Origin of the sequence: Streptomyces sp. NPDC091682 (assembly GCF_044756625.1) — a bacterium.
GTDB lineage: Bacteria > Actinomycetota > Actinomycetes > Streptomycetales > Streptomycetaceae > Streptomyces.
Window position 1 is genome coordinate 117,642 of sequence record NZ_JBIVTH010000017.1, and the last position, 13,459, is coordinate 131,100.

The following is a 13,459-nucleotide window of genomic DNA, read 5'->3' on the forward strand; positions in this document are numbered from 1 at the left end:
GCAGCCCGGGAATTGATCTTGACTCATATGGAGCTTCCATGTCAAGATCTCCGAGGCACGGAGCAATGGCCCCGGGATTGTTATGTTCGATACCCCAGCGTCGCGGCTGAACAAGCCATGAATTTCCTTGGAAAAGCCCGCGTCGAATCGACGAGAGCGTTGGCCGCGGACGCTGGCGTCTCTGCGCGGGCCGTCCTTCCGTGTGCCGAGACAGCACAGGTGCATCACACGACCGGAGGTTGACCCGTGGGTCTGAGCAACGCTTCCCACCAGCATGAACCGGGCTCCGAGGAGCTGCGGTTCCACTGGTGCTCCCCCCTCGACAGCGGTCAGCAGAAGGCCACCGAGAAGTATCAGGTCGGTCATCTGGACTTCGACGGAATCGTTGATTTCGCCAAGGAGGCTGACCGGCTCGGAGTGGATTCCCTTTTGATGGGAATCAGCTATCACATGCCCGATCCACTGCCGATGATCGGTGCGCTGGTCCGGGAAACAGAGCGCGTCAAATTCATCCTGGCCTATCGCCCGGGACTGCTTTCCCCGACACTTTTTGCGCAGATCGTCAACACGGTCTCCTGGATGTCCAATGGTCGTATATCGCTGAATCTGGTTGCCGGTATTTCTCCGGCAGAGCAGGCGTACTACGGGGACTTCGTGGCGCACGACGGTCGCTATGCCCGTATGAACGAATTCCTCGACATCCTGCACCGCACCTGGCGCGGGGAAACGCCGCTTTCCTACAGCGGCGAGCACTACCGCATCGAGGAGGCCCAGCTCGGGCTCGGATATCTCGGCGGCGGGCGTCCGGAGGTCTACATCAGTGGAGCTTCTGGTCCGGCCCAGGAGACCGCGCTCCAGCACGGCGACTGCTGGCTCCGCTACGGTGACACGCCCGAGGGCATCGCCGAGGCCGCCGCACCGGTGCTGGCCAAGGGCGGTCGGCTCGGGATCCGCATGCACGTTCTGGCCCGCGAGACCCGTGCTGAGGCGCTCGCCGACCTCGCGGAGATGATGCGCGATCCGGACGAGGACCACCGCGAGTGGGTCGCGAAGTTCGTCGCCGCCTCCGACTCAGAGGCCGTGCGGAATTCCTTCCGGTTGGCCGAGCAGGCCGATGGGGACTGGCTCTCTCCGGTTCTCTACTCCGGCGCCGTGGCCTATCGCGGCGGCCCCGCACTGTGCGTGGTCGGAAGTTACCAGGAGGTAGCCGCATACCTGCACTCCTACAAGGCGGCAGGCGTCAGTGAGTTCATCTTCTCCGGCTGGCCGACCCGCGACGAGATGCGCACGTTCTACACGCACGTGCTCCCGCTGATCCGCAGACACGAAGAGAACGAGCGGACGGCATGACCGAAAATCGGCTTCACCGGAGTCTTTTCGCCTCCGGCGTCCTCCTCGGTCTCATCGCGGAACAGGTCGTGCTGTTCGCCGTCCCTCTGCTCATATACCAGGACACCCACGAGGTGGCGAGCCTCGGTTTAGCATTCGCACTCGAATGGCTTCCCGGCCTGATCGCCTACCCCTTCGCAGGGATCCTGGCCGACCGGGACGGCGGTGCCCGGCTCTTCTCCCGGGTGACCGCGGCCCGGGCTGCCGTGCTCGTGTGCGTGGTCGTCATCTGCCTGACCCAGTCGTCGTGGACGACCGGGGCCCTGATGGCCGGCGGAGCCTTCCTCTCCGTCTTCATGGCGCCGACGCGGATGGCCGTGGAGAAGATGGTCCCGCAACTGGCCAAGGGCGACAAGGTGGCGAGCACCCAGTCCCTCGTCCAGAACATGGAGCTGTTGGCCATGGCACTCGGACCCGCGCTCGCCGTCCTGGCCGCGTCCGTGCTGGGCAAGGTATGGCTGCTGATGGTCGCCGCCGGAGCCTTCGCCCTCGCTTCGGCGACCTGGCTGCCGCTGCCCCGTGGACTGCGGGCCCCGAGCACGGGCGAAGCCGGTAGCGCGGGGCAGGTCTTCGCCGAACTCGGTCTCGGATGGCGGCTGCTGATCGGTAACAAGCCCGTCCTGCTGCTGGGCGTCCTCAACTTCGCCATCAACCTGGTCGTGGCGAGCGTGCTGAGCGTCAACGCGGCGTTGGTGACCGACGTCTTCCATGCTCCCGACTCGTCGTTCGGATGGCTGAACACGTGCGTCGGTGTGACGGGCCTGCTCAACCTGATGGCGATCCCGTTCCTGCTTCGGCGGTTGAGCGTCGGGGCGCTCGGAGTCATCGGCTTCACCGCGATGTGCGCCGCGCTGCTCACGGCAGGGTTCGCCCCGTCCTTCGCCGTCTACGCTCCGGCCTTCGTGGCCATGCTGATCGGATCCGCCTACTACAACGTCTTCAATCGGACCCAGCGGCTGAAGGTGATCCCCGAGGAACACCTGGGGAAGATCATGGGCCCCTTCTACCTCCTCAACTTGCTCTCGTTCCCCATCGCCGGCCTGCTCGTCGCCGGCGTCGGAACCGCGGCCGGCCCGCAGCAGCTCGTCACCGTGCTCTCGGTGCTGCTGTGCCTCTTCGGCGCCGTCTTCCTGCCGCTGACGATCCGCAGCTTCCGCAAGGCGCTGGCCAACCGCAACGACGAGGTCGTCTCAGGAGTCTCGGCATGAGTCCAACCTTCCGGTGCCTGCTGAGCACCGTCGAGTCGGATTCCCACATCTGGAATCTCGTGTACCTCCAGAAGCTCCTGGAGGAGAACGGAGCCCAGGTACAGAACCTGGGCGCCTGCACGCCCATCAACGACGTCGTACGGGCCGTCTCCGAGAACCGGCCCGACCTGTTGGTCGTGTCGAGCGTCAACGGCCACGGACTCCACGGAGCGCGCTTGCTGCTCTCCGCCCTGCGCGAGCGGCGGCTCGAGGTCCCGAGCGTGGCCGGCGGCAAGCTGACCACGGCCGAGTCGGACAACGACCGCACCCGCCGTGAGCTCCTCGCCCACGGCTACACCGACGTATTCACCGGTGAGGACGCCATCGACCGCTTCCTCACCTTCCTTCACTTCGGCAAGTCCGAAGGCTTCCCGGCCTGGCAGGCCGACGCCGCGGTCATCCCACCCTGGGACCTTGCCGGACTCAGCACCACGGAGGTCCACTGATGCATATCGTGATCGTCAACCGGTGGCCCCGGTTCAAGGAAGACGGCGTACGGTGGGACAACGAGCTCACCCGTTACGAGGAGTTCATCGACCACGACGCCCACCAGGTCAGCTACGTCGTCGACGCGCTCGGCGCCGAGGGAGTGCTCGCCGATCCGGCGAAGATCGCACACCTGGTGCGGGTCGACGATGTCAACGACGTCGACGCGCTGCGCGCGGCCGTCGTCGAGGTGACCGAAAAGGTCGGCCCCGTCGACCAGTTGATCGCCCTGTCCGAGTTCACCCTGGAGATCGCCGCCAAGGTCCGCGAGGACCTCGGCCTTCCCGGGCCGACCACGGCCGAGGTCGCGGTCTACCGGGACAAGGTGCGGATGAAGGAGATCCTGGCGGCCGCCGGCGTCCGGGTCCCCCGCTTCGCCGCGTGCACCGACGTGGAGAGCGGACTCGCCTTCGCCCGCTCGTGCGGCTACCCGGTGATCCTCAAGCCGGTGGACGGCGCCGCGAGCATCGGGGTCCACCGTGTCGAGGACGAGGCGACGCTGGCCGAACTCCTGGCCGCGGTCGACCTGAAGCGCTACGAGATCGAGGAGTTCGTCACCGGCACCATCCACCACGTGGACGGCTTCGCCGACGCCCGGTCCGAGATCGGGTTCCAGGTCACGTCGCGGTACGTGAACGACTGCCTGTCCTTCGGTGCCGGTGAACCGCTGGGATCGGTCGTGCTCCAGCGCTCCCCCCTGAGGGACCGGATGGAGGAGTTCTCCCGTGGGTGCGTCCGCGCCCTCGCCATGCGTGACACACCGTTCCACCTCGAGCTCTTCGTCACGCCGGAGGACGAGATCGTCTTCCTGGAGATCGGCGGCCGGGTCGGCGGCAGCGAGGTCCCCCACCTCCTCAACAAGCTGTTCGGGGTCAACCTCTTCGAAATCTGGCTGCGGGCCATGTGCGGGGAGTCGATCATGCCGGCACCCACCTCGGGCGACCCGTCCGGCGGCTGGTTGGTCGTGCCCAAGCCGGCAGGCCTGCCGGCGGTGGTCCGGAAGGCATCGTCCATGCGGGAATCGGTCCCGGCCGTATGGCGCGAACTGCTGCCCTCCGTGGGCGAGGTGCTGGAGCCCGGCGGCGCGTACGACGCCCTGCACGCCGGCCGGTTCATCCTGCTGCACGACGACCAGGCCCAGGTGGAGGCCGACATCCGCCGCATCATCGAGACCTTCGAATTCGAGGTGACTTCGCTGTGAACGACCAGCCGACCCAGGACCAGCCGACCCAGGACCAGCGCCTCAGCGACCGCGACCGCTACGCGCAGTTGGCCGCCTTCCTCAGCGACATCGAGCTGAAGGGCATGGTCGCCGTCGGTGACCGACTCGTCGAGGCCGTCGGAGGCCCCGACCTGCTGCCCGGCCGCAAGGTGATGGTGGCCTACGGAGGCGGCAAGGACAGCACGTACGTGGTCGCCTTCGTGCGGGCGGTCCAGCTGCACCTCCAGCTCACCCACGGCCACACGTTCGTCATGCGGGTCGCCAACATGCGGCACGCCGGTGTGCCGCTGGCCGTCATGGAGAACATCCACCGGGTGTACGAGGCCCTCGGGCTGCTCGACGACGAGCGGGCCGAGCTCCTGACCATCGACCACACCGAGATCCGCCGGTTCCGCGTGGACCTTCCGCTGCCGGAGCGCCTGGTCAACCTCAACCGGCTCGACGTCCTGATGAACGGTCACCGGTCGGCCGGGGACGGCCGGCCGACGTTCTGCAACAGCTGCAACCTGGCGGTGGCCGACTTCTACGGTCGCGCTGCCTGGTGGCAGGACGGTGTCGACGTGATCATGACCGGAGACTCCCGGCGCGAGCAGGCGCTCTACTCCGCCTGGATCATGCGCCTGGCCAAGGCGAGCGGCATCGACGTGGAGGAATGCCGCCGGATGGGCTTCCAGGGCCTGCTCACGGCCCTGCGCGGCATCGGTGACGCATACTTCCGCGAGCTCTTCGGTGACGGTCGCGAGGCAGAAGTCGCGGAGCGCGCCGTCTCCACCGGAGACCGCTCGATGCAGCCCGAGTTCGTCTCGATCTACGACATGGTCAGCTACCGCGTCCACGACCACTGGGACCTGATCGTCGACTTCCTCGGCTTCCGGTTCGACGACCTCGCCTTCAGCTTCACCGAGTCGGACTGCGCGAACCCGACCCTGATGGCCCATCTGCGGGGCCTGCGCGCCCAGTACGTGGAGTCCCGCACCTACGAGGCGGGCATCTCCGAGTACCTGGAGCTCGCCGAGGCGATGATGCGCAAGAAGGAGATGCCGGAGAACCTGATCCGGCTCGCACTGAGCCGCTACGACTCGCCGGCCAAGATCGTCGAGCGGCGGGAGGTGGCCACCGCCTACGCGCGCGACGTCTTCGGCCTGAGCGAGGCCGCGCTCACCGCGATGGTCTACTCGCCCTTCACGGACGAAGGCGCGCGGCTGGAGAGGTTCATCGCGTCCTGCCACCCGGAGATGGCCGACAGGACCGCAGAGCTGCACGCTGCGCTGCGCGGTGACGGCACGGACACCGACGGGGCGGCCGAGTGGCTGGAGAAGATCTCCGCGCTGTCCCTGACGGACCTGCGCACGCTCTACCGCAGCGCACTGGTGGACTTCGGCGCGCAGCAGACGATGATCTCCCGGGTGCGCGCGGGCGACCCGCACAAGAGCCAGGTCAAGACGGTCGACCCGACCACGGGCCTACCCGTCCTCGAACTCATATCGGGTCGGTGACGTGGCCGGGTACTTTGACCGGCTGGTGACCGAAAGCCGCGGCCGGGGCACGGTGCTCGTACAGCCGCGGATGGGCTTCGGCAGCCTCCGGGCGATGCAGGACGGGCTGTCCCAGGTCGCGTCGCTCGGGCTGCCCGCCGTCGGGACGCTCACGCTCGACAGCTACACCCGGGTCGGCGACTACACCACGCCCCTGGAGCGGCTGGCCGCGGGCGAGGAGCTGAACGGGTACCCGCTGGTCTCCCACCCGGCCGAGGCCACCAGGGCACTGCTCGACGGGCTCCACGGCCCCGCGTTCCCGGTCCAGGTGCGGCACGGCACCGCGCTACCGCTGCGGGTCTTCCAGCGATTGGTCGAAGTCGGTCTCGACGCCACCGAGGGCGGCCCCGTCTCGTACTGCCTCCCCTACAGCCGGTTGCCGCTCGCCCGGGCCGTTGAGGCCTGGGCGGAGAGCTGCCGGTTCCTGGCCGGCGAGACCGAGCACGGACACGTCGAGAGCTTCGGCGGGTGCCTGCTCGGCCAACTCTGCCCGCCCTCGCTGTTGGTGGCCACCGCCGTGCTGGAGGGCTGCTTCTTCCAGCAGCACGGGCTGCGCCACATGTCGCTTAGCTTCGCCCAGGGGGTGCTCGCCGAGCAGGACCGCGGCGCTCTCCGGGCGCTGCGCACGCTCGCCGCCGAGCACCTGTCCGGGGTGGACCAGCACGTCGTGCTCTACACGTACATGGGTCTGTTCCCCAAGACGCCGGACGGCGCCACCGCCCTGATCCGCGACAGCGCCCGGCTCGCCCGCGACGCCGGGTGCGAGCGGATGATCGTGAAGACGGTCTCCGAGGCGTGGCAGATCCCGACGGTCGCCGAGAACCTCGCCGCCCTGCGGATCGCCGCAGACGCGTCGAACGGCACCCCGGCCGCGCCGACCGTCCTGGAGGACGCCTTCTACGACGAGGTTCTGGAGGAGGCGAGGCTTCTCGTGGACACGGTGCTGGGCCTCGATCCCGATGTCGGTACCGCGCTGACGAAGGCCTTCGAACGAGGGATCCTCGACATCCCGTTCGGCCTGCACCCGGACAACGCCGGCGCGACGACCAGCGTGATCGACGACCGCGGGGCGCTGGCGTGGGGCTCCCGCGGCAACCTGCCGCTGCCCGGGACGTCCAAGGGCGCCGGTGTCGAGGACTTCAGCTCCGACCGGCTCCACGCCATGCTCAACCACGTCGCCGACCGCTACGACCAGGCTGCGGCCCTGGCCGAGACGTGACTCAACCATGCATAGTTTCCCTACCAGTTGGCGAGACGACCCGTGACCCCAGAACTTTCCGATCAGCCTGCCGTCGTACTGGTGGACGCGTTCTCCAGCGGCGCCCTGCTGGCGCGCCAGGCCGCCGGCCGCTTCCGCCTCATTCACGTCCGCTCGCGCCGCGAGCTCCCGCAGACCTTTGCCGCCAGCCTCCCGGCCGGACTGTTCGAGGTGGACCTCACCTACCCGGGCAACGCCCAGGACGTGCAGCGACGTCTCGCTGAGCTCGGTCCGGTCGCCGTCATCCCGGCGAGCGAGTTCGGCGTGGAGACCGCCGACGAGATCGCCGCAGCGCTGGGTCTGCGCGGGAACGACCCTTCGCTCTCGCCCGCCCGGCGGGACAAGGCCCTGATGATGGAGGCCCTGGCAGCGGCGGGCGTACGCACACCGCGCCAGCTGAAGGGGACGGATCCGGATCAGCTGCTGGCCTGGCAGCGTGAGCAGGGCATCGACAGGGTCGTCGTCAAGCCGCTGGACAGCGCCGGCTCCGAGGACGTCTTCACCTGCGACACCGACCAGGAGGTGAAGACCGCGGTCGAGACCATCATGGGCAAGACCAACCTCATGCTGCGGGCGAACGAGGCGGTCCTGGGACAGGAATACCTCGTCGGTGACGAGTACATCATCAACTCGGTCAGCAGGGACGGTACGCACCGGTTCACCGATGCGTGGATCAGCCGCAAGGTGGTGGTGGACGAGCGACGGAAGATCTACGACTACGAGGACCTGCTCGCACCGGACGACCCGCGTCTCGACGAGATCCTGCCCTACGTCTGCGACGTCCTCGACGCACTCGGCATCGCCAACGGCCCGGCCCACACCGAACTGATCCTCACGGCGGGTGGTCCCGTGCTGCTGGAAACCGGTGCCCGGATCTCCGGACTCGCCAACCCTCCCGCCCTCCAGCGGTGCACCGGCGCCGACCAGGTGAGTCTGACGCTGGACTGCTACACCGCCGACGCACCGGAGCTGAGCCGGCGGCCCGTGCGCTACGCGCAGCAGGAGTCGGCGCGCTGTGTGAACCTCATCGCCCACCGCGAGGTGCCGCTGCCGGAGCGGGCCGTCCGGGCGGCACTCGAGGGCCTTCCGGCCTTCGAGAGCATCCGGTTCCGCAAGGGCGACGGTGCGGTCACCAGCCGGACGGTCGACCTCAACTCCTCTCCGGGCGCGGTCTTCTTCGTCCACCGCGACGACGCCGAGATCGAACGCTCGTACCAGGCACTGCGCGCGATGGAGCACGAGCTCCTCTGACGTCCCACGCACGCTGCGGTACCCCACCTATGAAACGCGGTAAGTCATATGCCCGTCACTTCCCAGCAGTTCCGCGAGATCTTCGGTTCCTTCCCGACCGCCGTCGCCGTCATCACGGCGATGGACGAGGACGGCGAGCCTCGGGGATTCACGTGCAACGCCGTCTGCGCCGTGTCCGCTTCGCCGCCGTTGTTGCTGATCGGGGTGGACAAGAAGTCCCAGACCCTCCCGGCGATCCTCTCTTCCGGGGCCTTCGCGGTGAACTTCCTCGGCGCGTCGGGCACCGAGGCGTCACGGATCTTCGCCGGCAAGGGTCACGACAAGTTCTCGGGCATCGAGTGGCAGCCGTCCCCGGTGGCGGACGGCGCTCCCGTGCTGACCGACGTCGCGCTGGCCGTCGCCGAGTGCCGCACGGAACAGACGGTCCAGGCCGGCGACCACTGGCTGATCATCGCGCGGGTCGACGGCGGAACCGTCTTTCCCCGCGACCCCCTCCTCTACTGCCGGGGCGCCTACAGCACCTGGACGCAACCGGCGGCCGTGTAGACCGCTCGCGGTCCTCGTGCCGGGCCCGGCGTCCACGGGCCCGGGCTCGGCATCCGGGATCGTGTCAGGTGAGTGTCCCACCGACGGCCTCGACCTCGACGGTGTCGTCCCCGTCCTCCGCCGTGGCGGCGCGCTTCGGCGGGCAGGGTGGGCAGAGCCGTTCGTAGACCGCCATGACCTCCTCCGGCGTCTGGGCCTGCTTGCGCTCGCAGGCTGCCTTCCCCGCCTCCTCCTTGCACATGAGCACGGCCTTGGCGCCTTCCAGCGTGGCGATGGCCTGCCGACCCCGCAGCACGCACAGCAGCGCCTTGCACAGGCATCCGACATAGGCCTCGACGGTCGTGAAGCCCCGCCAAACCTCCTCGATGCGGCGCTCCAGGATCAGCAGGCGGGCGTAGAGGCGTACGACGTCCTTGCCCGTGTCGGGATCGGAGGCGTCCGCCAACAGCTGCGCCGCTTCCGTCTTGATCTTCGTTGCGCGCTCGGGCAGATCCTCCAGCTCCCGGTGCAACCGCGTGAAGCAGTACGCGGCGTTCTCGACCTCCGTGGTGTAGCGCGCGATACGGGCGGAGAGGGTCGCGACGGTGTCGTCCTCCTCGACCTCGTCGTCGAACTCGCACGCGCATTCCTCGACCCGACAGCCCCAGTCACCGGCACAGTCCTTGATGTCCTCGAACACCTCGTCGACGGCGCGCGCCAGGCACTGCTTCTGGTCTTTGTGGACCCGGCAGCGGATCTGCTCGCGGACCGTGTGGAGGGTCCCCCGCGCGGCGTCGAGATCCTTCTCGGCGGCGTCCCGTGCCTTGGTGTACTCCGCCCGAGCGCTGTCGAACTTCTCCTTGAAGTCCTTCAATTGGGGGAGGTGCTCCTCGGTGACCTCGGCCCGGCGGTGGATGCCCCTGGCACTACAGGTGAGATCGTCGATGGCACCGGGGTTGCAGTCGCCGCCCTTGTCGGTGCTGTCCGATCGGGTCTGGGGGGTGCTGCTCATGATGGGCTCTCCTGGTCGAGGGGGCAGGCGCACCGAGTCTGGTCCGGACGGTGTCACCGGCCCGTCGCCCGGCCATCGCCGCAGCTGTCCGTACCTCGGCCCGTTCCCGCAACGCCGGCGTGACGGCAGGGGCCCCAGCATCGGCCCATGGCTGGATACCGGGCACTCGCCGCCGTGGGGCGCAGCGTCGTCGACCTGCTCAACCGGCGGTTCATCGAGGAGATCCCCGTGGGCCCGCGCCCGGAGGCCGTCCTCGCCGGGCCGGTGGACTTCGACAAGGTGGACACCGCCGGAGCCGTCATCCGCCGGCCCGCGGTCACCGTGTACTGCTACCGGCTGAGCATCGACCGCGAGACCCGGCCCTCCTGGGCGGCCGTCGCGGCCCAGGACGGCACGTCCCGGCTGCCGCTGAGGATGCATCTGCTCATCGCCGCATGGGACAAGTTCGTCGAGTCGGAACTGGAATGGCTCGGCCTCGCCACCCGGGCACTGGAGAGCACGGGTCCGCTCACCGGCCCCCTCCTCCACGCCAGCGGGGACTGGGAGGCGGGGGATTCGGTGCAGATCATCCCCGACGACCTGGCGATGGACTCGATGAGCGAGGCGTTCCAGGCGATGACCACCGACTACCGGCTCTGCATGCCCTATCTCGCCCGGGTCGTCCGGATCGACGGGCGGCCCGGACGGGCATCCGGCGAGGTCACCGTCGTCGCCACTGCGCTGTCGGAGAAGGCCCGATGACGGACGGCTCCGACCACCGGATCACCGTCGAGGTGGGCGTGGTGGACGTACTGCACCGGCTCGCCCTGGCCGTCCGTCCGCTCGACGCCAGAACCCGTGCCCCGGCCGGCCCGGGTCTGCGCGTCGGCCGGGAGACCGGGCACGCCCCCGGCCGCCGGCCGCGCCCCGACGATCTGATCCGGCCGCTGGAGAGCCACGGCGCCACCGGATTCGTCCTGCGGCACGGCACGGCCGGCGCCCTCGGCCAGACCGTGACCGTGCGCGTCGACGACCCCGCCCGCCGCTGGGTCCCGCGGCGCTTCTCCCTGCCGCTGTGGACCCGCGCCGAACTCGCCGGCGCCGATGCCCGGCCGCCGACCGCCGCCCACGTCCGGGCCGACGCCCGACTGCTGCTCCCGTGGCTGCTGCCCGGCCCGTCCTACCCCGTGCCGCAGGGCCTGACGGGCATGCGGCTGCGGGTCATCCGCGCGGGCGAACCGGTGCGCTGGCCGCGCGTGGACGCGTACGGTCAGGGCGGCGTCCAGATCGGCTGGGCCCACGGTGACGAACACGGGCAGGTGCTGCTCCTGATCGACCGCCTGCCGTACTCGGTGCAGTCCCAGTTCCCCGTCGCACTGCGCACCCACGCCCCGGATCCGGCGAACGCCCCGCCACCCGATCCACTGGACCCGTTGGCGGACCTGGTCGCCGAAGCGGTCACCCGCAGTGCCTCCCCGCCCCGGCCGCAGGACCTCGACAACGGGCTCCTGCGCGGCACCGACGTGCCGGCCGGCTACCACACCGCCTCCGCGTACACCGTCCGCACACTCACCGTCGGTCAGGTGGTTCACGCCGACGACCTGCCCCACACCACCGCCTGACCCGCGACCGAGGAGATCCGTCCATGCCCGAGTACCTGACACCCGGCGTCTACGTCGAGGAGACGAGTTTCCGCTCGCGGTCCATCGAGGGCGTGCCGACCAGCACCTTCGGCATGGCCGGACGGACCGAGTACGGACCCGTTCCGTACAGTCTGCCCGCCCCGGGCGACCCCACCGTGCTGCCCGGCGCGACCCTGGTCACGAGCTTCACGGAGTACGAACGGGCCTTCGGCGGACTCAGCATCGGTAGCGAGGACTGTCAACTTGGCTTGGCCGCGCGGGCGTTCTTCGCCAATGGTGGGCGGCGGCTGTACGTCTCGCGGGTCTTCACCTTCGCCAACACCACGGCCGCCACCCCGGTCATCGACACCCCGAAGAACTTCGCCTCGCTCGCCCTTCCCCCCACCGGCAGCGCGCTGCTGCGCTGGCGCGCCCGCTGGCCGGGATCCGCAGGATCGAAGATCAGCGTCGCGGTGACCTTCCGCCGCGGCAAGAACATCATCGTCCAGGGCGGCGGAGCCGGCGCCCCGCCGCGCCTCACCGGAGTGCAGCCGGGAGCGGCCGTGGAGGTCGTCCCGCTCGTAAGCGGGGCGGTGCCGGGCATCCCCGACGACACGGCACCGCAGCCGGGGAACGTCCGGGTCGTCATCCCGCGCGCCGACGGGGTGCTGGGCTACCGGAAGCCGGACGGTACGTTCGACGACGTGTCCGCCGGGACGGCCGCCTTCCACCTCACCCTGGCCGTCACCGTACGGTTCGGCGGGCGCGTGGACGTCTACAACGAGCTCGAACTCGACGAGGCGCACCCGCGCGCCGTCGGCCGGGTGCTGGCCGCGGTGGACCCCGCCGACGAGTTCTCGTTGGTCTGGCTGCAGGTCGTCACCCCCGCTGCGGGGCAGCCCGCGCCTGCGGCGGGGGCCGTGCTGACCGCCCTACTGAACGGCGGCGCCGGCGCCGCCGCGTTCCTCACCGGGGGAGGCGACGGGGGCACGCTCGTCGCGGCGGACCTGCGCGGCCGGCTCGCCAACCCGGACAGCCTCACCGATCCCGCCCGCGGGCTCGGAGCGCTCGCCGAGATCGACGACATCGCCATCGTCGCCGTCCCGGACACCGTCACCCTGCCGCCCGACCAGCAGAAGACCGCCGTGGACGATCTCATCGAGCACTGCGAACGGCTGCGCTACCGGATGGCGATCGTCGATCCGCCCAAGGACAGCTCCATCTCCGAAGTACGCAAGTTCCGGGCCCAGTTCGACACCAAGTACGCCGCGCTCTACTACCCCTGGGTGAGGATCATCAATCCCGGCCTGCGCCCGGACCCGGGTGCTCCGGCACCACTCCTCGACGTGCCGCCCTCCGGCTACGTCGCCGGAATCTACGCCCGCAGCGACATCGAGCGCGGAGTGCACAAGGCCCCCGCCAACGAAGTCGTCTTCGGCATCAACGACTTCACCACCAACGTCACCTACGACCGGCAGTCCGTGCTCAACCCCGAGGGGATCAACGCCCTACGGTTCTTCGAGGGCCGGGCCCGGCGCGTGTGGGGCGCCCGGACGATGAGCTCGGACCCCGAGTGGAAGTACGTCAACGTCCGACGGCTGTTCATCTACCTCGAGCACTCCATCGACAAGTCGACCCAGTGGGCGGTGTTCGAGCCGAACAACGAGCGGCTGTGGGCCTCCGTCCGCCAGACCGTCGAGGACTTCCTGATCGCCACCTGGCGCACCGGAGCCCTCATGGGCACCAAGCCCGAGGAGGCGTTCTTCGTCCGGTGCGACCGCACCACCATGACCCAGAACGACCTCGACAACGGCCGGCTGATCTGCCTCATCGGCGTGGCGCCCACCTACCCCGCAGAGTTCGTCGTGTTCCGCATCGGACAGTTCACGGCCGACGCGCAGCGCAGCTGACGCGGACCCGCAGCGCACGCGCC

The 13,459-nt window shown here is 69.3% G+C and carries 12 protein-coding genes; 11 read left to right on the forward strand and 1 reads right to left on the reverse strand.

The features are described from left to right. Positions 1-246: 246 nt before the first annotated feature. From ACIQK6_RS32250 to ACIQK6_RS32285, 8 genes are read left to right on the forward strand one after another with little or no spacing between them, the layout of a single operon-like run. Positions 247-1,350, forward strand: coding sequence for an LLM class flavin-dependent oxidoreductase (locus ACIQK6_RS32250; protein ID WP_329104871.1), 1,104 nt, complete (start codon positions 247-249; stop codon positions 1,348-1,350). Beyond that, complete coding sequence (locus ACIQK6_RS32255; protein ID WP_329104873.1) at positions 1,347-2,597, forward strand: MFS transporter; 1,251 nt, start codon at positions 1,347-1,349, stop codon at positions 2,595-2,597. The genes ACIQK6_RS32250 and ACIQK6_RS32255 overlap by 4 nt, the downstream gene beginning before the upstream one ends. Beyond that, positions 2,594-3,082 (forward strand): cobalamin-dependent protein, encoded by a 489-nt coding sequence (locus tag ACIQK6_RS32260; RefSeq protein WP_329104874.1) that lies wholly within the window; start codon positions 2,594-2,596, stop codon positions 3,080-3,082. The genes ACIQK6_RS32255 and ACIQK6_RS32260 overlap by 4 nt, the downstream gene beginning before the upstream one ends. Beyond that, positions 3,082-4,323 (forward strand): ATP-grasp domain-containing protein, encoded by a 1,242-nt coding sequence (locus ACIQK6_RS32265; RefSeq protein ID WP_329104876.1) that lies wholly within the window; start codon positions 3,082-3,084, stop codon positions 4,321-4,323. The genes ACIQK6_RS32260 and ACIQK6_RS32265 overlap by 1 nt, the downstream gene beginning before the upstream one ends. Beyond that, entirely contained in the window at positions 4,320-5,840 is a 1,521-nt protein-coding gene (locus ACIQK6_RS32270; protein ID WP_402696186.1) for a PqqD family protein, read from the forward strand. Before ACIQK6_RS32265 ends, ACIQK6_RS32270 begins: the two co-directional genes overlap by 4 nt. 25 nt (positions 5,841-5,865) lie before the next feature. Beyond that, positions 5,866-7,098, forward strand: coding sequence for a methylaspartate mutase (locus ACIQK6_RS32275; RefSeq protein WP_402696188.1), 1,233 nt, complete (start codon positions 5,866-5,868; stop codon positions 7,096-7,098). A gap of 42 nt (positions 7,099-7,140) precedes the next feature. Then, complete coding sequence (locus ACIQK6_RS32280) at positions 7,141-8,388, forward strand: ATP-grasp domain-containing protein (protein WP_329104882.1); 1,248 nt, start codon at positions 7,141-7,143, stop codon at positions 8,386-8,388. A 48-nt stretch (positions 8,389-8,436) separates the two neighbouring features. Then, positions 8,437-8,934: a flavin reductase family protein gene (locus ACIQK6_RS32285; RefSeq protein ID WP_329104884.1), complete on the forward strand. Its 498-nt coding sequence runs from the start codon at positions 8,437-8,439 to the stop codon at positions 8,932-8,934. Between the two features lie 64 nt (positions 8,935-8,998). On the opposite strand, the gene ACIQK6_RS32290 is transcribed toward ACIQK6_RS32285, so the two are convergent. After that, entirely contained in the window at positions 8,999-9,925 is a 927-nt protein-coding gene (locus tag ACIQK6_RS32290; protein WP_329104886.1) for a hypothetical protein, read from the reverse strand. 147 nt (positions 9,926-10,072) lie between these two features. On the opposite strand from ACIQK6_RS32290, the gene ACIQK6_RS32295 reads away from it, so the two are divergent. From ACIQK6_RS32295 to ACIQK6_RS32305, 3 genes are read left to right on the forward strand one after another with little or no spacing between them, the layout of a single operon-like run. Then, positions 10,073-10,666, forward strand: coding sequence for a DUF4255 domain-containing protein (locus tag ACIQK6_RS32295; protein ID WP_329104888.1), 594 nt, complete (start codon positions 10,073-10,075; stop codon positions 10,664-10,666). Next, positions 10,663-11,526 carry a hypothetical protein gene (locus ACIQK6_RS32300; protein ID WP_329104890.1) on the forward strand — a complete coding sequence of 288 codons (864 nt, stop codon included), beginning with the start codon at positions 10,663-10,665 and terminating at the stop codon, positions 11,524-11,526. Before ACIQK6_RS32295 ends, ACIQK6_RS32300 begins: the two co-directional genes overlap by 4 nt. A 23-nt stretch (positions 11,527-11,549) precedes the next feature. Then, positions 11,550-13,436 (forward strand): phage tail sheath family protein, encoded by a 1,887-nt coding sequence (locus tag ACIQK6_RS32305; protein ID WP_402696191.1) that lies wholly within the window; start codon positions 11,550-11,552, stop codon positions 13,434-13,436. The last annotated feature ends 23 nt before the right edge of the window (positions 13,437-13,459 follow it).